Origin of the sequence: Parvularcula mediterranea (assembly GCF_013085255.1) — a bacterium.
In the GTDB taxonomy this organism is placed as follows: domain Bacteria; phylum Pseudomonadota; class Alphaproteobacteria; order Caulobacterales; family Parvularculaceae; genus Parvularcula; species Parvularcula mediterranea.
The window spans coordinates 706,490-725,935 of record NZ_JABFCX010000002.1 but is presented as its reverse complement, the minus strand read 5'-3'; the positions used below and the strand labels follow the sequence as shown (position 1 = coordinate 725,935).

General features: G+C 62.3%; 22 protein-coding genes and 1 tRNA gene. 11 read left to right on the top strand and 12 right to left on the bottom strand.

Annotated features, from left to right (window positions below):
• Window positions 1–53: 53 nt before the first annotated feature.
• Window positions 54–641 (top strand): flavodoxin family protein, encoded by a 588-nt coding sequence (locus HK107_RS04115; protein ID WP_173197018.1) that lies wholly within the window; start codon window positions 54–56, stop codon window positions 639–641.
• Window positions 642–814: 173 nt separating this feature from the next.
• Here the strand turns inward: HK107_RS04115 and rpmG are convergent, their stop codons facing one another.
• Window positions 815–982 (bottom strand): 50S ribosomal protein L33, encoded by a 168-nt coding sequence (rpmG, locus tag HK107_RS04110; RefSeq protein ID WP_173197016.1) that lies wholly within the window; start codon window positions 980–982, stop codon window positions 815–817.
• 132 nt (window positions 983–1,114) lie between these two features.
• Here rpmG and HK107_RS04105 point away from each other — a divergent pair, with 132 nt between their 5' ends.
• The 4 genes from HK107_RS04105 to HK107_RS04090 all read left to right on the top strand — a co-directional run bounded on the left by HK107_RS04105 (window position 1,115) and on the right by HK107_RS04090 (window position 3,653).
• A complete protein-coding gene (locus HK107_RS04105) occupies window positions 1,115–2,158 on the top strand; it encodes a succinylglutamate desuccinylase/aspartoacylase family protein (protein ID WP_198912290.1) in 1,044 nt (347 codons plus the stop codon).
• A 170-nt stretch (window positions 2,159–2,328) separates the two neighbouring features.
• The gene (locus HK107_RS04100; RefSeq protein ID WP_173197014.1) at window positions 2,329–2,493 is read left to right on the top strand and encodes a hypothetical protein; all 165 of its coding nucleotides are present in this window, start codon (window positions 2,329–2,331) and stop codon (window positions 2,491–2,493) included.
• A gap of 92 nt (window positions 2,494–2,585) precedes the next feature.
• Window positions 2,586–3,173, top strand: coding sequence for a class I SAM-dependent methyltransferase (locus HK107_RS04095; RefSeq protein ID WP_173197012.1), 588 nt, complete (start codon window positions 2,586–2,588; stop codon window positions 3,171–3,173).
• A gap of 78 nt (window positions 3,174–3,251) precedes the next feature.
• Entirely contained in the window at window positions 3,252–3,653 is a 402-nt protein-coding gene (locus HK107_RS04090; RefSeq protein ID WP_173197010.1) for a hypothetical protein, read from the top strand.
• On the opposite strand, the gene HK107_RS04085 is transcribed toward HK107_RS04090, so the two are convergent.
• Together HK107_RS04085 and HK107_RS04080 are read right to left on the bottom strand one after the other, a co-directional pair.
• On the bottom strand, window positions 3,605–4,774 hold the full coding sequence (locus HK107_RS04085) for an MFS transporter (RefSeq protein WP_173197008.1): 1,170 nt from the start codon (window positions 4,772–4,774) through the stop codon (window positions 3,605–3,607). The two genes, HK107_RS04090 and HK107_RS04085, sit on opposite strands and share 49 nt — an antisense overlap.
• 159 nt (window positions 4,775–4,933) lie before the next feature.
• Window positions 4,934–5,218, bottom strand: a complete 285-nt coding sequence (locus tag HK107_RS04080) for a hypothetical protein (protein ID WP_173197006.1) — start codon at window positions 5,216–5,218, stop codon at window positions 4,934–4,936.
• 95 nt (window positions 5,219–5,313) lie between these two features.
• Here HK107_RS04080 and HK107_RS04075 point away from each other — a divergent pair, with 95 nt between their 5' ends.
• Window positions 5,314–6,261 (top strand): LysR family transcriptional regulator, encoded by a 948-nt coding sequence (locus HK107_RS04075; RefSeq protein WP_173197004.1) that lies wholly within the window; start codon window positions 5,314–5,316, stop codon window positions 6,259–6,261.
• A gap of 199 nt (window positions 6,262–6,460) precedes the next feature.
• Here HK107_RS04075 and HK107_RS04070 read toward each other — a convergent pair whose 3' ends face one another.
• Window positions 6,461–6,931 carry an Hsp20 family protein gene (locus HK107_RS04070; RefSeq protein ID WP_173197002.1) on the bottom strand — a complete coding sequence of 157 codons (471 nt, stop codon included), beginning with the start codon at window positions 6,929–6,931 and terminating at the stop codon, window positions 6,461–6,463.
• A 192-nt stretch (window positions 6,932–7,123) separates the two neighbouring features.
• Between HK107_RS04070 and HK107_RS04065 the strand changes: the two genes are divergently transcribed.
• The 3 genes from HK107_RS04065 to HK107_RS04055 are packed head-to-tail and all read left to right on the top strand — an operon-like array spanning window position 7,124 to window position 9,322.
• Window positions 7,124–8,065, top strand: coding sequence for a class I SAM-dependent methyltransferase (locus tag HK107_RS04065; RefSeq protein WP_198912289.1), 942 nt, complete (start codon window positions 7,124–7,126; stop codon window positions 8,063–8,065).
• Complete coding sequence (locus HK107_RS04060) at window positions 8,058–8,375, top strand: SCP2 sterol-binding domain-containing protein (RefSeq protein WP_173197000.1); 318 nt, start codon at window positions 8,058–8,060, stop codon at window positions 8,373–8,375. Before HK107_RS04065 ends, HK107_RS04060 begins: the two co-directional genes overlap by 8 nt.
• Window positions 8,372–9,322, top strand: coding sequence for an alpha/beta hydrolase (locus tag HK107_RS04055; protein ID WP_173196998.1), 951 nt, complete (start codon window positions 8,372–8,374; stop codon window positions 9,320–9,322). Before HK107_RS04060 ends, HK107_RS04055 begins: the two co-directional genes overlap by 4 nt.
• Here HK107_RS04055 and dprA read toward each other — a convergent pair.
• A complete protein-coding gene (gene dprA / locus HK107_RS04050; protein ID WP_173196996.1) occupies window positions 9,289–10,401 on the bottom strand; it encodes a DNA-processing protein DprA in 1,113 nt (370 codons plus the stop codon). The two genes, HK107_RS04055 and dprA, sit on opposite strands and share 34 nt — an antisense overlap.
• Window positions 10,402–10,528: 127 nt before the next feature.
• Between dprA and HK107_RS04045 the strand changes: the two genes are divergently transcribed.
• A complete protein-coding gene (locus HK107_RS04045; RefSeq protein ID WP_173196994.1) occupies window positions 10,529–11,992 on the top strand; it encodes an NAD(P)H-hydrate dehydratase in 1,464 nt (487 codons plus the stop codon).
• Here the strand turns inward: HK107_RS04045 and HK107_RS04040 are convergent.
• Window positions 11,985–12,335 (bottom strand): DUF1428 domain-containing protein, encoded by a 351-nt coding sequence (locus HK107_RS04040; RefSeq protein WP_173196992.1) that lies wholly within the window; start codon window positions 12,333–12,335, stop codon window positions 11,985–11,987. The two genes, HK107_RS04045 and HK107_RS04040, sit on opposite strands and share 8 nt — an antisense overlap.
• Before the next feature lie 103 nt (window positions 12,336–12,438).
• On the opposite strand from HK107_RS04040, the gene HK107_RS04035 reads away from it, so the two are divergent.
• Window positions 12,439–12,523: transfer RNA gene (locus HK107_RS04035), tRNA-Leu, on the top strand.
• Between the two features lie 134 nt (window positions 12,524–12,657).
• On the opposite strand, the gene HK107_RS04030 is transcribed toward HK107_RS04035, so the two are convergent.
• From HK107_RS04030 to HK107_RS04005, 6 genes are all read right to left on the bottom strand, one after another.
• Entirely contained in the window at window positions 12,658–15,405 is a 2,748-nt protein-coding gene (locus HK107_RS04030; RefSeq protein ID WP_173196991.1) for a hypothetical protein, read from the bottom strand.
• Between the two features lie 10 nt (window positions 15,406–15,415).
• On the bottom strand, window positions 15,416–16,255 hold the full coding sequence (locus HK107_RS04025; protein ID WP_173196989.1) for a molecular chaperone: 840 nt from the start codon (window positions 16,253–16,255) through the stop codon (window positions 15,416–15,418).
• 25 nt (window positions 16,256–16,280) lie between these two features.
• Window positions 16,281–16,784, bottom strand: coding sequence for a DUF4402 domain-containing protein (locus HK107_RS04020; RefSeq protein ID WP_198912288.1), 504 nt, complete (start codon window positions 16,782–16,784; stop codon window positions 16,281–16,283).
• A 165-nt stretch (window positions 16,785–16,949) separates the two neighbouring features.
• Window positions 16,950–17,345 carry a DUF4402 domain-containing protein gene (locus tag HK107_RS04015; RefSeq protein ID WP_173196987.1) on the bottom strand — a complete coding sequence of 132 codons (396 nt, stop codon included), beginning with the start codon at window positions 17,343–17,345 and terminating at the stop codon, window positions 16,950–16,952.
• A 221-nt stretch (window positions 17,346–17,566) separates the two neighbouring features.
• Window positions 17,567–18,679 (bottom strand): endo-1,4-beta-xylanase, encoded by a 1,113-nt coding sequence (locus HK107_RS04010; RefSeq protein ID WP_173196985.1) that lies wholly within the window; start codon window positions 18,677–18,679, stop codon window positions 17,567–17,569.
• 157 nt (window positions 18,680–18,836) lie between these two features.
• Window positions 18,837–19,424, bottom strand: a complete 588-nt coding sequence (locus HK107_RS04005) for a hypothetical protein (protein ID WP_173196984.1) — start codon at window positions 19,422–19,424, stop codon at window positions 18,837–18,839.
• Window positions 19,425–19,446 lie beyond the last annotated feature (22 nt).

Sequence of the window (19,446 nt, the reverse complement as noted above, 5' to 3'; positions counted from 1 at the left end):
TATCGGGCGCTGCCTGTCTCACATTCCTCCCGTTACGAGAGGAGGCTTCGGCCATGACCACGATCGCTATCATTTATCACTCAGGCTACGGCCACACGAAACTCGTCGCAGAAGCCGTGCGCGACGGTGCTGCGAGCGTCGACGGGGTCGAGGTCCGCCTCCACACCGTTGAGGAAGCAGGCGATGCGCTGGACAGCTTTGATGATGTCGCCGGCATCATCTTCGGCTCGCCGACTTACATGGGCTCGGTTTCTGCACCGATGGAGGACTTCTTCGACAAGACCTCGAAGATCTGGTTCCGCCAGGGCTGGAAGGACAAGCTCGCGGGCGGCTTCACCAATTCAGGCAGCCTGTCGGGCGACAAGCTTGCGACCCTGCAGCGAATGTCGGTCCTCGCCGGTCAACAGCAGATGCTGTGGGTCAACCTTGGCCTCGGTAACCAGACTTCCGATCCTGACTACGACGGTGCCTTCGAAGATGCTGTGAACCGCGTTGGCGGCTATCTAGGCCCGATGGCGCAGTCGGCAAACGCTGAGCCTGGCCCGAACAACCCGCCTCGGGGCGATATCAAAACGGCGAAGCTTTACGGCGAGCGGTTCGCGAAAGCCGCGAAGCGTTGGGGTGTCGGGCTGATCGAGTAGGAAGGCTCTTCTGCCTCACGGCGCGTGGCGCCTCCGGCGGGGCGGCGCTTTTGCGCCGGGCCCTCGCTTGAGGGCCTTCGTGCGGAGACCTCAGGAGCGAAGCTGCACCTGAAAATCGGCAACAAAAAAGGGGCGCTCAGGCGCCCCTTCGTCGTTCTGGCGATCAAGCGTGCTTACTTGATCTTGCCTTCCTTGAACTCGACGTGCTTGCGCGCGACCGGGTCGTACTTACGGACGACCATCTTCTCGGTCATGGTCCGCGTGTTCTTCTTGGTCACGTAGAAATAGCCGGTGCCTGCGGTCGAGTTGAGGCGGATCTTGATGGTAGTCGGTTTTGCCACGGGGTCACCTGTCGAAGGTTCGAAAAATCAGAAGCGCGGCGTTTAAAGGCTGACGCTGTCCTGTCAAGCGAAACTGCTCGACGGGCCCCGCGATAAGGCCGAAAAGACAGGCGCTCTTTCTAGGAACCGTTCGTGACCACCACACCCCGTTCGTCCTTCATCTTCGCAGGGACAGAAATCCAGCCGGGCCAGCGCCAGACCATCGACATCCCGCTCAGCCGTCTTTCGGACCACACCCGAATGCACCTCGTCGCCCAGGTGATCCACGGCAAGCAGGACGGTCCGGTCATGTTCGTCTCGGGCGCGATCCACGGCGATGAGATTATCGGCGTCGAAATCATCCGCCGCCTTGCCGAGGTGAAGGCGCTGGAAAAGCTCAAGGGGACCCTGATCCTTGTGCCGGTCGTCAACGCCTATGGCTTCGTGACCCAAAGCCGGTACCTGCCGGACAGGCGTGATCTCAACCGCAGTTTCCCGGGCACGCAGCGGGGCTCCATGGCAGCGCAGCTCGCCCACACCTTCATGCAGGAGGTGGTGAAGCCTTCGAGCATCGGCATCGATTTGCACTCCGCTGCCGTCCACCGGGACAATCTTCCCCAGATCAGGGCTGACCTTGGCAACGAGGAAGTGGAGGCGATGGCCACCGCTTTCGGTACCTCCGTCATGCTCGACGCGCGCCTTCGGGATGGCTCCCTCAGGGCCGAGGCGCAGGCGCTTGGTTGCGACATCCTTCTCTATGAAGCCGGGGAAGCGCTGCGCTTTGACGAGACCGCGATCAGGATCGGTGTGCGCGGCATCCTCAACGTCATGCGCCAGCGCGGCATGCTGCCGAGAACGAAGACCCAGAAGCCTCCCGCCAAACCCCTGCGCTCAGGCCAGAGCCATTGGGAGCGTGCGCCGATCAGCGGCATTATGAGGGCTTATGTCTCCCTCGGCGATTACGTGGAGGAGGGTGCGCTCCTGGGCGTTGTCTCCGGGCCCTTGGGCGAGGAGGAGACAGAAGTCCGTGCGCGGACAGAAGGCCTGATGATCGGGCGAACCAACTTGCCCATCGTCAACCGGGGCGATGCGCTCTTTCACATCGCTGAAACAGCCAAGAAAGCGGCGGCTGCCCACGATGCGCTCGAGAAGGCCGTCGAAGTTGATCCGCTCTTTGATGGCGAAGAGATCGTCTAGCCTTCTGCAATTGAGAACGTCTCTCAAAGTCATTGCGAAAGACTTGCATCTGCAATGCGAGTGTTTCGCAAAGTCATGAGCAAAGATAGTGCTTCGATTACTGTTGTTTTAGGCGAACGATCACTGTAGCCAAGCTGTCAGCAATTCAGACCTTAAGAAGGAGAACCGCGATGAGTTGTCAGTCCTGCGCCTACTTCAACGACAAGGGTAGCGAGTGCCGCCGTTACGCACCGCAGCCTGCTGACAATGAGAAAAAGGCCAGCTGGCCGACCGTCGCCGCTTCGGACTGGTGCGGTGAATACAAGGAAGACGACAAGGCGAAGAAGTCCGCCTGAGGCGTTTTGAAACCCCCTTTGAGAGGAGCCGGTCCTGCGGGGCCGGCTTTTTTCTTGGCCACCTCCCGCTAAGCTTTGATCGGAGGTCTCCGATGGATGAGCACGACCAATCGTCCGGCTACGAAGCGGTGGCTGGGCAGTTCGTGGACGTAAGAAGCGAGGTGGGTGCGAAGGCGGTCAAAGCCTGGGCAAAGCGGCGTCTCGCGCCGGGCGCTCGGGTCCTCGACCTTGGGTGCGGTTCGGGCTGGCCGATCGGGGACGTACTCTCGGACTGCGGGATGAAGCAGGCAGGTCTCGACGCCTCGCCGACGCTGATGGAAGCCTATCGCAAGCGCTTCCCTGATTCTGAATGGGTCTGTGGCCCGGTGCAAGGCAGCGCCTTCCTGAAGGGCGGGGGCTTCGGAGCCGTCATTGCCATCGGGCTCGTCTTTCTCCTGCCCGAGCGAGAGCAGGAGGCGTTATTCCCAGAACTCTTCGGTGGGCTGGTGGCCGGCGGATGGCTGCTTTTCTCTGCTCCGAAGGAGGTTGGGGACTGGGATGACATCCTCACCGGGCGGCGGTCTGTCTCCTTGGGGGAGGCGCGGTACCGGAGCCTGCTTGCGGATGCGGGGTTCGAGGAGATCGCGACGATTTCGGATGAGGGCGGAAACAACATGTATGAGGCGCGGCGGCCCCTGTGAAAGCGGACGCCGAATTGCTTCTGCGAAACATTCGCAAAAACGGTTGCGACTGCTCCTGCGAATGATTATTATCTAGGAATGATCGAACAGGACGACCTTCTGCTTTTGAGCCACCTCCGCACCCACGCTGTCGGTAATGACGAGATGCGGGCCCGTTCCTGCGATGCGCTGGCTGAAGACCCCGGCAGGGCCGCTGGCCGCGTTCTCGGCTGGGCTTTGCAGCGGACCCTTGAGCATCTGAGGCGGCACGGTCGCCGTGGCTGGCGCATGGATCAGGGCGTTGTTCCAAGCCCGCAGGAAACGCGGCTTCTCTCCATGATCCGCGCAATTGCCGACCGCCGCGAAGATGAAGCTCGTCAGGCCGCGCTCTGGCTGGTTCCTGAGCGTGAGGTGCAGACCCTGCTCGACCGTGCGGCTCCGCTTCTGGGGTTCTACGCCCCTGCCATACCGGAACGACGTCGCGCCGCCGCCACGGCATAAAGGCCAAGCGACAGGGCGATCCCGTAGAGGAGCCCGTCGGGACCGATCCCCCCGCGCACGGCGCCTGCTGCCAGCGGGCCGACGACGGCACCCAGGGCATAGGTGAAGACAAAGCCGGTGTTGGCTGCTGAGAGCGCCGCGCCTTTGAACCGGTTGCCCAGCTCCACCAGCCCTGACGTATAAATGCCGCCCACCGCACCACCCCATAAGAACAGGACGGCCTGCAAGAGAAAGAGCTCGCCCTGAACGAACGGCACGGCGAAGGCGAGCGCTGCGCCAAGGGCCGCGCAACCTGTCAGCACTTTGCCCGGGCTGAACATTTCGCAGAGCTTGCCCACCGGGGTCTGGGCCGCGAGGAGGCCGATCCCGTAAATCGTTAGCGAGTGCGCGCCTGCCGAGACGCCGTGGCCGATCTCCATGGCGAGGATCGGCAGGAAGATGAGCATGGCGCTCTCTACGCCTGCGAACATGGCCGCTGCGCCGAAGAGGACCCGGTCCTTGAACATCTCCTTGAAAATGTTGCCTTCGCTCTTCTCGGCCATGCCTGGAGACTTGGCGATGGCGAGCGGAATGGCTGCGAGGGAGAAGACCCCTGCGCCGACCACGAAGGGCAGCCAGCCCTGATAGCCTGTCTGGTCGACGACCAACGGACCGAGGGCAAAGCCAAGCGCGAGGCACGTCCCGTACAGGCCGATCACCCGTCCCCTGATGCGGTCAGGGGTGGCCGCATTGATCCAGATCTCCGACCCCGCAAACAAGGCGCCGCCGCCGACGGAGAAGATGAACCGCAAGGGGTACCACCAGATGATCTGGTCCCCTGCGAGATAGACGAGGAGGTAGGGCGTCACCATCACCGCAAGGGCGATGAGGAGAAACGGCCTGAGACCGATCCGCTCAATGATCCTGGGGTAGTAAGGCGCGCCAATGAGGGAGGCGATGGCCGCGACCGCTGTGTTGAGGCCGATCTCGAAATCCGAGGCGCCGTAGGTTTCCAGCAGGACGGAGAAGAGCGGCAGCGAGTGCCCGAATCCCATGCCAGCGACGGAAATCGCGGCGATGGCTGCCGTCAGGCTGAGCCAGGGGATCGGCGCTTCGTCAGTCTGATTCCTGCTCGCTGACATTACGCTTTGGCCTCACACTCTGATCACGCGCCTAGGCCAGTCCCCCGAAAAAGGAAACGCCGCGCCGGAGGCAGCCGGCGCGGCGATCAGTCTCCCGGGAGGAGGAGAAAATGGCATCCGGAAGGCGCGGCGCAGCGCGCCGGGTGCCAGCAGGAAGGCTTAGCCCTCGATGACGACGACTTCGTTGATCTTCGAACGGGTCATGCGGCATTCGATGGTTTGGTTGTCACCGCCGACGACGCGGGCTTCGAGGGTGATAACGCGGCTGCGCTTGCCCTTGTCCGAGACGAAGTCGAGGTTGAACTCAGCACCACCGAGAAGCTCAGCTTCTTCGATTGCAGCGCGGCAGTTCTTGATGTCGTCATTTAGGCTACCGGCTTGTGCGGTGCCGAAGGCGAACGTGAGAGCAAGGGCAGCAGCGGAAAGTTGAGCGATTTTGGTCACAGGAAATCTCCGTGGTTTGTGCGTTGCAAACGAATTAGGAGCCTCCTGTCATAAAATCAAATGCAAGATCGTCAGTTTCGTTATAGGCTGCCTCTATGACCCGCACACGCCTTGAAGACCTCGACCTCAACCTGATCGTCACGCTCCACTGGCTGCTCACCGAACAGTCCGTGACCCGCGCCGCCCAGCGGCTCGATGTCTCTCAGCCGACGGTGAGCCATGCGCTTGGCCGATTGCGGGAGCTTCTGGGGGATCCGCTGCTGATCAAATCAGGCCGGACCATGCTTCCGACCAAGAAGGCGGAGAGCCTGCAGCCCCGGGTCGCGGAGATCGTCGACCGGATGCGGGACCTTCTTCTGGAAGAAGAGAGCTTCGATCCAGCCCATCAAAAGGGAAAATTCCGAATAGCTGTCATAGACAGCATTGGGGCAATGGTGGTCCGATCCTGGCAGTCAGTGATACAACCAGACGCACCGGGGCTCGAACTGGATATCCTCCAACCAGCGGTCGCCCAGGCCCAGGACCTGATCGCAGGCAAGATCGACGCGATCATCCTCCCTGAACCCAAAATGCTGTCCCTGCCGCCCGGGGTGAATATCGACGATTTCGTCCAGCGGCGTCTTTTCGAAGAGCGTTACGTCACGGCAGTCCGGCGGGATCACCCGTTGGCCAACGGCATGGACATCGAGCGCTACTGCGAGGCGGACCACATCCTCATCAACCCTGAAGGCATGGATGTGGGGCCGATCGACCAGCGCCTCCATGATGCTGGGCGCAAGCGGCGGATCGCCTTCAGGACGGAGACCTTCCTTCTCGCGCTTGAAGCGCTTGAGAACTCAGACTGTGTGCTGACCGCGCCGGCGAGCCTTTTCCGCTATCACCAGGACAAGTTCTCGGTGATGCCGTGCCCAGTGCATACGGAAGGCTTCGCCTGCTATATCGGCTGGCATCCCAACTGGACCCATGACCCCCAGCACCGCTGGGTGCGCGAGCGGCTGATGAACGAGCTGAGCCGCCTGGCAGAAGAGAATCTCAGGCTCTGAAACGCCGAACGCCGGCCTCGAGGGGCCGGCGTGCTCGGTTGATCTTCAGATCTTCTCAGGTCGTCGCCAGGATGCCGGAGGCGGCATCCTGACTTGCAACGATTGGCATCATCTCCGCCGTGAAGGCGCCCGAGCGTTCGGGGGAGGAAGAGGGAAACGAACCCTCAGGCCACCATCGTGGGAGGAAGAGGAGCGGAGGTTAAGCCGCGTCGTTGCTGGCGATGACGCGCGGACCCGTCTCGGCGTCTTCCGACGTACCGATCGAGATCTTGCGAGGTTTCATCGCTTCGGGGATGTCCCGCTGCAGCTCGATGTTGAGAAGTCCGTTCTCAAGCGTCGCGCCGCGCACTTTGAGGTGCTGGGCAAGCTGGAAGCGGCGCTCGAAGGAGCGGCCGGCAATGCCCTGGTGCAGGAAAGTCCGTTCGGCTTCCTCGCCCTTACGCGAGCCGGTTACGCGCAGCGCGCGGTCCGTCACTTCGATATCGAGTTCTTCTTCAGCGAAACCAGCGACAGCCACGGTAATGCGGTAGTCGTTCTCGTCGATCACTTCGATATTGTAGGGGGGGTAGCCAGAGGTTTCAGCTTTGCTGAGACCATCAAAAAGCTCGTTGAAAAGCCGGTCGAAACCAACAGAATTGCGGTAAACCGGGCTCATATCGTAAGTCCTCATGTCATTCTCCATTGAGCAACAACTTGCGCCCCTCTTGGGGCTTTGCCGGACCCATTATGGCGTCCGACACCGGAAAACTGGGATGGAGGACAAAAGAGTTCAAGAGGTCGCTGCGCAGTTTTTTTCTCTTCCCTTCCGAGGACCCCGAAAACCGTTTATGGGCGTCGCCGAACGTGAAGTGAGGAAACTCCCGTGAAAGCAACGTCCCTTCTTTCTGTCGCCGCCCTGGCCCTCGTGGCCGCTTGCGGCTCCCCCGAAGCCGAGGCGCCTGAGCCCGCTGAAGTCCTGGCACCGGTCGAAACCGAAGCCCCTGCGGAGGCCGAGGGCTATTCCGAAGAGGCGCGTCGCGAGATGCTTCAGGCTGCGGCCGACGACGCTGACCGTCCTGAGGACCAGAAAGCGCGCGACGAATTCCGTAATCCGGTCGACACGCTCCTTTTCTTCGGCGTCGAGCCTGATGACACCGTCGTTGAAGCATGGCCCGGCGGCGGCTGGTACACTCAGGTTCTGGCGCGCTACCTCGCAGCGGGTGGCGGCAAGCTCTACGCAGCTGGCTTCGATCCCGAGAGCGAGAACGAGCGGGTTCAGGCTTCGCTCGCAGCCTTCCAAGAGCGCTTCGTCGACAACGCGGACGAGTTCGGCGAGATCGAGATGTCGGTCCTCACCTCGGAGCGTCAGGAGCTCGCGCCTGCAGGCACGGCTGATGTCGTCCTGACCTTCCGCAACGTCCACAATTTCGAGATGGGCGGCTGGTCCGAAGCGGCCTTCGCAGGCTTCTTCGAAGCGCTGAAGCCCGGCGGTGTCCTTGGTGTCGTCGATCACCGCCTGCCTGAAGAAGCTGACAAGGCGATGGAGAAATCGTCCGGGTATGTGAAGGTTTCGACCGTTCGTCAGCTCGCTGAAGAAGCTGGCTTTGTCTTTGACGGATCGAGCGAAGTGAACGCCAACCCGAACGACGATGCGGACCACCCATTCGGTGTCTGGACCCTGCCGCCGCGTAGCCGGACCTCTGGCCAGGACGGTACGGCGCCTGAAGGTTTCGATGCTGAGGAATACAAGGCCATCGGCGAAAGCGACCGCATGACCCTTCGCTTCAAGAAGCCGATCGAGCCGGCGGAAGCGCTCCTTGAGTAGCATTGCCTCATCACTTGAGACCGCGGCGAAGGAGAGCTTCCTTGCTCCCTTCGCCGGTGTTCTCAGGATCGAATGTACCGATGACGGATCATCCCTGTGGATTGATGGCCGGGAAGATGCGGTCGCGATCTCCGAGGCGGCTCCGCCTGAGGTGATGTCGCGGTTCTGCCTGTGGCGCGGCGACGGGCAGGTCCTGCGGACCGTGCTCTCCGGCCAGCGGCGGCTGGAGACGGCGATGACCGCAGGTCAGCTGAAAATCAGCGGCGACATGGCGGTGATGGCCCGCCTCAAGATCAGGGATTTTGAATGACCGAAGCGCCTATCGTCCGTGTCGAGAGCGTCCCTGTTCCTGAAGAAGCGACTGCCGAGTTCATCGAGAGCTTTGACGGCGCGACGATAAGGCTCGTCCATTTCGGTGGCCCCGGCACACGCGGCGATGTCCTGATGGTCCCCGGCTGGACCGAGCCTTCGGAAAAGTACACCGAGGTTGCCCTCGATCTCATTGACCGGGGCTTCCGCGTCCATGCCATCGACCCGCGCGGACAAGGCATGTCCCAGCGCCTCAAGGAAGGTGACGAGCGCGGTCGGATTGATGATTTCTCCAAGCATGTGGGTGATCTGAGGGCCGCCGTTGATCATCTGGGTGCGGAACGCCTGACGCTGCTTGGGCACTCAATGGGCGGGCTGGCAACGCTCAGCTACCTTGCCGAAGGTGGCCGCGCGGACTGCGCGATCCTGTCTGCGCCGGCGACGCGGATCTTCCCTTCAGTCGTTCAGCGCATGGGTGCGCGGGCGGCCGCCGCGCTCCTCAAAGCCGTTGGTCAGGGCGACAGACCGCTTTCCCCCGAAGGCGGGCAGGCGATGGAGTTCGAAGGCAACACGTTGACCTCCGACCCGGAACGTCATGCGATGCTGCGGGACCTGCTTCTCGAGGATGAGCGGCTGACGCTGCCGAGGACCTACGCGCATATGGTTGCGGCCATGCATGATCAGCATGCAAAGCTTTCAAAGGAAGGTGCGCTCGACCAGATTACGGTGCCCACGGTGATCGTGAGCCTGCCTGACGATGAATGGGTCAACCCGGCGCACCATCACAAGGTGGCCGAGGCCTGTCCGGCCCATGTCACCGTCTCAGAGATCCCCGGCGCAAAGCACGAGGTCCTGATGGAGCGCGACGAGTATCGCGACCAGTTCTGGGACATTTTCGACAGCCATTGCGAGGCTTACCTGCCGCCGCTCTCCGAAGAGAGCACGTAAGCCCCTCCTGTTTCTTCCGCGGCTTTGCCCTCTAACACCAGATCGAGAAGCACAGCAGCGACCTGGCCTGCAGAGGCGCCTGCCTCCGCGATCAGGCGGTCCCGGTGGGTCGGAGTGAAGCTGAGAAGGCTGAGAATAGTCGCCCGCAAAGTGGGATCCGGCTCGAAACCTTCCTCTGTATAGGGATCGGCTGGAGGCTCGAAGAGGCCCTGGCGCATCGGCTGGGCAAGCTCGTCGATCACGTCCTGCGCATCGCGGATCAGGGTCGCGCCGCGCCGGAGAAGGTCGTTCGTCCCGCCACTCCTCGGGTCAAGCGGTGATCCGGGTACGGCAAAGACCTCCCGGCCTTGCTCAGAGGCAAGGCGGGCGGTGATGAGGGTGCCTGACCGCTCTGCAGCCTCGACCACCACCACGCCGCGCGAGAGGCCTGAGACAATGCGGTTTCGCTTGGGGAAGTCCTTGGCGCGGGCCGTCATCCCGAGAGGCTGCTCGGAAACGATGGCGCCCTTCTCCGTGATCTGACGGTAGAGCGATGCATGTTCCGGCGGATAGATGGAGTCAGCGCCGCCTGCGAGCACGGCGACGGTACCGTTCTCGAAAGCCGCTTCATGGGCCGCGCCGTCGATCCCTCGCGCCATTCCAGAGGCGACGACGAAACCCTCCGCCCCCAGATCATGGGCGAGGTCCCGCGCCATGCGCCGACCCGCTGCCGAGGCATTCCGCGCACCGACGATGCCGATATTGTCCTTGAGGAGAAGCGCAAGGTTGCCGATCACCGTGAGGAGGGGAGGCGGGTCGGCGATGGCTGCAAGCGCTCCGGGATACTCAGCCTCTCCCAAGGTCACGATCTTCGCGCCAAGCCTCGCAGCGGCATCCATCTCCCGCGCGGCAGGTCCCGCTCCCATCAGTTCGATCCGCCTCCGGCCCGCTTTTTCTGCCAGCTCAGGCAGCAATTCGATCGCCGAAAGTGCCGATCCCGAGCGCGCCAGGAGCTGTCCATAGGTCAGGGGACCGATGCCCCGGGACCGGATGAGACGCAACCGCGCCAGCTTTTCTTCGTCTGAAATCAATGCCCTCATGGGGATGCGCTAACAGCCTGAGCGAAAAGGTTCCAGTTTGGATCGCATGGCAACGCTCTTGCGTTATACTATCATAGAGACACAGCCGTCCCATTCCGGGACGGTCGTCCATGCATGGGGTGAAGCGATGGGGTTCGAGAGGGAGGCGATGCAACGGCAGGCGCTCCTGACGCCCGATGCGATGCAGGCCGCCGACCGGCGGACCATCGCGGGCGGCACCCCCGTGGGCACGCTGGTCGCCCGAGCGGCGCGGGCCATCTTCAGGATCCTCCGTGCACACTATACGCGGCGACCTGTCACCATCCTCTGCGGACCGGGCCAGAACGGCGAGGACGGGCTGATGCTCGCGGCGCTTCTCGACGAGGCGGGCTGGCCGGTGACGTTGAATCTTCTCGATGCTGGCGTGATGGATGAGAGCGACACCTCTTCGGGGCTCATGCGGCTCCTTAGTCCGACGGGGACCTTCCGCCCCGAGGCGGGCACGCTGGTCGTCGACGCTCTCTTCGGCGCAGGCCTCAATCGTCCCATCGAAGGCGAAGCGAGGCTTCTCATCGAAAAACTGGAAGCGTCGGACGCTTCGGTCCTCGCGGTTGACTTACCGAGCGGCATTGACGGCAGGACCGGCGAGGTCCTCGGCGCTGCGGCGAAGGCCGACATCACGGTCAGCTTCCACCGCGCTAAGCCTGGGCATTTTCTTGGCGAAGGACGGCGTCTCTCCGGCAGGTTGTTCATCGCGGATATCGGCATCGTTCCGCACCATGATGATACCTCTGCGCTCCACAATGATCCGGCGCTTTGGAAGCAAAGCCTCGCGGTCGCTGACGGAGATACCCACAAATATGCGCGCGGCCATGTCGCCGTGGTCGGTGGTCCCGGCCTCAAGGGCGGCGCAGCGCGTCTTGCGGCACGCGCGGCCAGTGTTTCGGGCGCCGGTGCCGTGACGTATCTTGCGCCGCTTTCAGGAGCGGAGTTCGCGGCCAGCCAGTTCGATGCGGTTATGGTCAAGCCGCTCACCGGTCCTGAGGAGCTCCGCACCCTGATCGATGGCACGGCATCGGCGATCGTGATCGGCCCGGGGATGGGCCATGGACGCCTGGCCAGCGAGTGTCTGAGCGCGGCGCTTGAAAGCGGCTTGCCCTGTGTCCTCGATGCCGACGCGCTGACCCTCTACGAGGACACGCCGCACGTCCTTTTCGGCAAGCTCCACGAGAGGTGCATCCTGACCCCCCACGAGGGAGAGTTCAGCCGGCTCTTCCCCGGCCTCGATGGTGACAGGCTTTCGCGCGCGAAAAAGGCCTCTGCCCGCGCTGGTGCGATGGTCCTCCTCAAGGGTTCGACCACCGCGATCGCCGGAGGCATCCTCCCCGTACTGAACACCAACGGCAGCGCTGCGCTTGCCACGGCCGGATCAGGCGACACCCTCGCGGGCCTTATTGGCGGCTTCATGGCCCGGGGCATCGCGCCCGAAGTCGCCGCCGCCGCTGCCGCGTGGGTGCACGCCGAAGCTGCGCAGGGCGCAGGCCCCGGCTTCAACGCTGATCAGTTGGCTCCGCGCATCGCAGCGGTGCTCGAGAGGCTCGCGTCTAGCTGACCGAGACGATCGGCACGAAACCGCCAAAGATCATCCGCGACATGTCGAAAAGGCCGTCATGGGCGCCCATCGCAGGGTCTTCCATGACCTTGGGCCAGGCTGCATCACGCACCTCTTTAGAGGGCCAAAGGATCGTGGAGATCACGATGGTCTCGCCATCCTTCTTCGCCACGGCACGGTGATAGTCCGTCTGCTTTCCTTCGGGCACATCATCGCCCCAATTCTCGGTAATGCTCAGCGCACCGTGCTTCTTGAAGACAGCGGCGGCGGCCTCCGCGACCTCGACATAACGCTCCCGGTTCTCGGTCGGCACTGGTGAGACAGCAACTTCCAGATAGCTCATGGGGGTCCTCCTGACGCCGCAGGGTCGCCCGGGAAAGATCACGCCACAACCCTTCTCGACAGCAGCCCCGTCAGGGACTATTCAGCCATTTCGCCCAAACCGTGCGGATGTGGCGGAATTGGTAGACGCGCCAGATTTAGGTTCTGGTGTCTTACGGCGTGGAGGTTCGAGTCCTCTCATCCGCACCATTCGCCTCTGGTCGCGCAAGGCGCGATCAAAAGGTCTGGGGGACCTTTTGAAAGTGGCGAATGCCCTGGCAGGGGCTGGCTTTCTCTCAATCAAGGGTTCGTTGGGCGAGACCTTTCACGCGTACGATCCGCATTCATTGCGCGCCTGCTGCCTCGTCCGAGCCGCGTTCGCCTTCGGGGTCGTCGGGAAGATAGGGGTAGGCTGCTGTCGGCAAGTCGAAGCGTCCAGCGGCCGTGCTGTCGATCAGCATTTCAAGACCCTCGATGATATCGACGCCTTCGCTCAGAACGACCCAACGCTCACTGATCGATCCTATGCCCAGCCGTTCGCGCTGATCTGGTGCGATCCTCACGAGATAACCGCCGAGGGGCACGTTCTCGAAGATGAAGTAGCCGTCGAAGAGCGACCGGGTCTCTGCGATCACCGCGCCTTTTTCATCGACCAGTTCGAGCGCCACGTCGGACAGGATGATCCCGCTGATCTCATCCTTCGTTTGTCCGATCATATCGCCCGACGGCGTCAGGGGGAGGTCGATCACCGGCGTCCTGCCGGCACGGGGCAGGAGCTTTGCTTCCTCCGGTGCAACGAGGATCACGTCGTCGGACGGAACGCTTGAGAGATCGACCGTCACGGCGCTGGGCCTGTCCAGGCGAAGGTACCTGATGAGCGCGCCTTCGCTCGTCCACTCAGTCGACTGATAAGCCCGGCCATTGACGACAATGGTGCTCTCAAGCACCTGTTCGCCTTCCTGGTGCGCGCCGTCTGCGTTGGTGTCTATGAACGGCCTGACGAAAGCCGTTCCTGTCCTCGCAAAGCTTCTTCGCGATGTGATCAGCCGGGGCTTCCGGGTTGGGGTTTTTGCTGCTGAGATGGCGAGGCTGGCGCGGAAGCTCACCTCCTCGTTCGGATCCCTTGTCCCTGAAACCCCGAAAGTTGCCCAGTTGGTGACGGCATTGATCCCCAAGCTGACAGTGTTTTGCTCTGTTCTCGGAAGATGGGCGCCCGTGAGGCGAACGAAAAGACTCTTTCCGGCCCGGTATTCCGCAGTGCCGCTGATGCGATCGAAGCTCCTGTCGTCGCCAAACCGGTAATCGGCCTCTGCACGAAGGTTGAGCCAGCGTCCGCGTCGGCTGATCAGCGTCCGTCCACTGATGTTCTCGGTGACATCAAGCCCCGGTATGACGATACGCCTGACGCCGATTTGCTGGTTGATGCTGGCAGAGCCGAAACGGGTGTTGGCTCTTATCGCCAGCTGGTCATCGGAACGGCCGGAAGTACGCTCCTCCCTCGACAGGGTGACGGCGAGGGGGACGAAGAGCTGCCCCGGCAGCCGGGCGGTGACCTCTGAATTAAGTACCGCACGGCTCGAAAGCGTGTCGTCCCCGAAGGCCCGTGCGCGCTCGCTGACATAGCTGGAGAAGGTCTCAAGGCGGGCTGTGATCAAGCCTGCCGAAAGGCCCTTTTGCGCACCGATCGAGAAGGCGGATCCTCCTCCGTTCTGAAAGGAGCTATCAACGAAGAGGCCAATACCCTTGAGGCCTGACCTGATCCCGGCGTCGAAAAAGGAAAGACGCTCGCCATCGAACTGATAGGTCTGTGTACCGACTGTCAGGGCCGTGCTTTGACCAAGCCCGTAGGCGAGGAGCGCACCGACCCGGGCTGAACCGGTGTCAGGATCGGAATCGAGCTCCTTGGCGTAGAAGGTCGGCACGCGTTGCTGGTTCGCCGCGATGGTGAATTCGCTCTCGCCCTTGGGCAGGGCTTCATCGCCGACAACGACGTTCTCAACCTCCCGGCGACGCTGCCCTTCCGGACCGTAGAGTTCGAGAACGAAGCGGTTGTTGCCGAAGAGGAGCGGTACATTGAGAAATCGGTAGCGCCCGGTTTCGTCCACGATCTGAGCATCGAGCAGCGTCTTGTTGCGGTAGAGTTCAACCTCCCACCCGGGGATCGCATCACCCTCGACAGTCGTCCGGTCATAGACGTCGGGCTGGCCGAGCCTCCGCGAGGATATGATCGCCCCGCGGCCCGGGATAGTCTCTGCACTGAGCCTTCCTGCTGGCGTTTCGATATCGCCGAGAGCCATTTCAGTTATCCTCGGCCCTCGCGGGAGGATCCCTTGAGGGGCACGTCTGCCTATCCGGCCGCGCACGCCAAGCAGCCCCCGGTCGGTGTCGCCCCGCACCAGGATTTCAGTGCTCATCTTTCCAAGATCGCCGATGGCAAGGAGGTCGCTTTCAACCCGCTCACCGGCCTCTTCACTGACATAGCGCAGGTTAAAATCCGTATGGGGAACAGACGCCCACGCGTAGGGAACGAGGTCAGCACGCTCGAGATCCTCATCTGTTTCGCCGAGGGCTGTTCGCATCCTTTTGCGGATCTTCTCGCGGTTCTCCCGTTCCTGAGCGGGGAGGGGAATAGCGCTTTCGATCTGGAGAAGAGCGTCCCGTTTGATGAGCTCCGACTTGAGGCCAAACCATCGACCGGCCGCCTCCAGCGTCACGCAAGGCAGGCCCTGATCCAGATAGACGTCACCCGGACCGATGAACCTCGCGCGGCCTTCAAGCTCAAGCTCTTCGGTCTCGAGGTCGAGGCGGAATGTCCTCTTGGGACGGAAGAGCCAACCTGAGGCGACGGTTCCTTCCGTAGTGATTGGAAACTCAAGAGCAGCCGCGAAATCGTCGAGGAGAACGCAGGTGCCACTGTCCGTCTCATAAGCCAGAAGCGCGTCGGAGAGCATGATGCCGCCGGTACGCACCTTGAGGATGAGGAGTTCGTCCGAGAAGACTTCGGGGAACGCAGCCCTGGCCGGGGTTGTGGCGAGCAGGCAGGCCGTCAGAGCGCCGATCAGGCGCTTGGTTATGCTCCCGCCCCACCCCATGGTTTGAAGATTACTTCAGGGGGTCCGAGATGAAGCGCGAGGATGCATTGTCGCGCGGGCTGCGTTCATCGAATTTCACGAGGACGCCGTCGCGTGCTGCCGTGTTTGCGGCGTCTGCGGTAAGCCCGAGGCGGAGTTGCCGGTTGTTGTTCGGCGTGTAGACGGCGATCCCTCGCTGTTCAGTCAGCAGGGTCCTGCCATTGGCGGAGTAGACGCGGATATCTCCGTAGACAGAGCGCGTGCCCTCACGCTGGAGATCCACGACGACACCGATGCCGCCTTCGTCGTCCACAAGATCGGCTGACGCGATCGAGGTGGACGCCTTCGTCTGGCCATGGCGGACGATCACCGGGATGGTGACGCCATAGATCGGCGTCAGGGCAATCGAGATTCCGTCCTTCTTATCACCGGTCCGTTCGATCGAATTGATCGCGCCGGCGGTCTCCGGGACGGCTGCGAACTTCAGGTGCGAACGGTACTCGCCGGATTCGAGATCAGCTGGTTTGCGAAGGAGGAGGCGGATGGTCTGTGCCTTGCCGGGCTCCAGCTCGACGCTGCGCGGAGCGTAGCGGACGAGGCTGTCGGAGAACCGCTCGCCGGGACCAGCATTGTCGATGGCGACAAAGCTGCCGGTTGGCGTCATCCGCCGGTTCTCGAAGCTGATACGGTAGGTTTTCACTTCGTCGGCCCGGCTGACGAGGGTGACCTCGGCGACGCGGGCGCGGCCTTCGAAGACGACACGGACAGGAGCAACGACAAGGTCACCGCCCTGAGCATGGGCCGCGTGAGGAAAGGCAACGATCCAGACAAGGATGAAAGAGGCGAGAAACCGCCTTGCTCCAGAGTTCATGATCGTCGCCCCGCCCTCGGCAGATTTAGTTGTAGTCGACGGTCACCGTGAAGGTGCCCGTGTAGGAACCCGCTGGCTGCGCGGCGCCGACATTTAAAGTCGCACCAAGCGAAAACGTCGCCGCACCGCCGGTCAGGGTCCCAGTGTTACCCGTAAGCGATGAAGTAAACGTGTCCACAAGCATGGTATCTGCACCGGACGTGATGTTGGCGGCTGCGGGAAGGGTGACAGCGAAGGTCGCGCCGTCGGCGCCGGTAACGCTAAAGCTCGCTGCACTGACGGTTCCGGAACAGGTCAGGATAGCCCCGCAGTTCCGTGCGCCCGCCGGGGTGACTTCAACGGTTGCGGCCGTAGATGCATCCGGCGCGATCGATGCGAAGTCGAGGTCCGTCGACTTCGTGACCGTGATGGCTTCAAGGATCAGCGCGCTCGCGGTGAAGTCCGCGGTGTCCTGAGCGGCGGCGATGCTGGTGACGGCAAGGATAGCGGTCGAGGCGGCCGAGCACGCCTTGAGGATCGTTCTTTTCACTGTTCTCTCCACGGGTACCCGAGATGCCCATTTTAGATGGACCCCCACTGGCCCGATGGATCGATATTTAATCACATGGCCTTGAAGAACTATGTGCAATGGGCGTGGCTAAAGTGAATCAAACCTGACCGACCCGGCTCACCGGTCTCTGCGTCGCTGGCAGGACTATTTGTAGTCGAAGTCGATGAAGACTGTGGAGGCATAGAGCCCCGCCAAGGGGCTGGCCGGTACTACCAAGGCTCCGCCGCAGCGGATCGTCGCGCGTCCTGTTGTGTCCAGGGTCCCGCGCTTGTTCGGATTGCAGTCAACGGCCCGGATCTCGATCGACGCGCCCCCTGTGGGGTGTGCAAGGGGGACCTTCCTGGGCTCGTCAAAGACGTACTTCGCGTTCGGTGTTCCCATGATCTCGATCTCGACTGCGAAGTAATCGAGGTCGACGCCTGTCACTCCGCCCGACGTGGTCCTGACCCCGCCGTCGGTCAGGTTCACCGTCCCGCCACTTGCTGAGCCCATGAGCTTTCCAAAGTCGAGCTCTGTCACGGAGACGACGATCAGGGGCACTTGAGCATGAGCGATCGATGCGGTCGCGAAGAGCGTCGCAAGCGCGAAACAAGAAGCGTGAACGCTCTGCCTGACCCACCTGATCCAAGCCATCGCATTGGACTAGCTCAGAAGTCTTGAAGATCCTTCAATGCCTTGGTTTCTCCGGCAGTGATGGGCATCGGATCTATGGCCTGACCGTGGAAGACGTTCGTATCCTGAGGGAAGGAGAACGAGATCTCCTACCGAGCCGGCGCAGCCTTGAGCGCTCGCGCGATGGCCTCCCGCATGGGCTTCGGCTGGTAGTCCGAGTCCCAGGGTACGGGGCGTTTCTCGACGCCGTCATCCCGCGGCAGGAAGGTCTGGAGCCAGCTGTCCTTGTCGACCATGCCCCAGAGGAGGATGTCCTTGGTCTGGGGATAGTCCAGCATCATCCCGAGATATTCTTCCGTATAGGTTGCGATCAGCCGGTCGCGGAGGGCTGGGTCGGGGTCCAGCCTTGTGTCGTTGACGTCGAACTCCGTCAGGTAGATGTCGAGGCCCATGCCCACGACTTCATCAACGAAGGCTTTCCACTCGCGCTTCCGCTCCGCCGTGAATTCGTCGGGCATGCCGTAGTTCGAGTGGCTTTGGATGCCGAGGGCATCGATCGGTGTGCCGCGCTTTTTGAGCTCTTCGAGAAGCCTGAGGACTCCTCGCCTGTGGTTCTGCGTCCCAGGCTCCCAGCTCATATAGTCATTGTACGCCAGGGTCGCATTCGGAGCGGCTTCCTTCGTCTGGCGAAAACAGAAGTCGATCACCTCTGCCCCGCCGCCCATGGCGCGGGAGTAGGAGGTCTCGCGCAGCTCTCCGGTCTGGTCGTCCACAGCCTCGTTGATGACATCCCAGGAGTATATGACATCCTGATCACGGCTTGCGACGGCATTGATATAGCGAGTGAGTTCAGCTTCAGCCTCGGCAGCTGATCCAAACACGGAATTGTTGATCCAGTCGGGAAGCCATCTGGGGTGGTGCCAGACGACGGTGTGGCCGCGCATCCCGAGGCCGTTTTCCCGTGCGAAGGCGGCGAGGGCGTCGCCGCGGGAGAAATCCATCGCGTCGGGGCTTGGCTGGATCGTGTACATCTTGTGCTCGTTCTCTGCGACGATCACGGCGCATTCCTTCAGCACAAGGTCGATGTAGCGGGGGTCCGACAGCTGCCGCGAGTTCATCGCGGTGCCGAACTTGAGCCCCTTTTCGGCAGCGAGAGAGGCGAGCGACGGGGAGGGTGCAGGAGCGCTCTGGGAACAGCCGGCAGCGGCGAGCAGGCTTGCCGCGCCAAGGAGGGTTTCGCGACGGCTGGGGGTGAAGGTCATGGCATTGGCTCCCGTGAGGGCCCCTTGAGAATTTGAGGCGCTCGCATGATGTTTGCGCTAACATGAGCAGGCCGGTGAGCCAAGGGCCGGCAAAAAGAAAGGCCGCTGGCAATGCTGCCCGCGGCCTTCCGAGGTTCTGTTGCGTGGAGCGGCAGCGCTACTGCTGCTTGCGGACGACGTAGACCGAGCCGAGCTGGAGCGTCTGTTTTGCCGATCCCATGTTGACGCCGAACACTGTCTGGTCCGCATCAAAATCGCGACCTGCGACGCCGCGGACGGTGTAGAGCTGCCAATCCGAACCCGGACGGATGTTCTCGCTCATGATGTTGTCATAGGGCTCGCGGGTGCGAACGACCTGAAGGTCCACATTGCCGGCCTGCATCGATTTGGGAAGCTTCTCGGCGCGGAGGTAGATCGAGACTTCGATCATGTCGCCTTTCTCGATGTCCTTCTCGAGCGGCACGGTCACGCGGCCCTCCCAGGCGTTCTGGAAGGAGCGTTTGACCGAGACTTCAAACGCTGCACCGCCTGGGGCAGTGTCCGAACGGACCACCTTGCCGCGTACGCCGTTGCCCTCTGTGCTCCAGCGGGTTGTATACGGATTGTTGAGAAGCTCGCCCTTCAGCGCAGATTCCAGCGCCGAAATCGCTTCCTGCATCGCAGCATCATCTTGTGCTGCAGCGGGCGCTGCTGCACCCAGACCGAAAAGGGCGGCGACCATGCCTGCCCAGAAACGCCGTCCCATGAGCGTTACTCCCTAGCCTTCG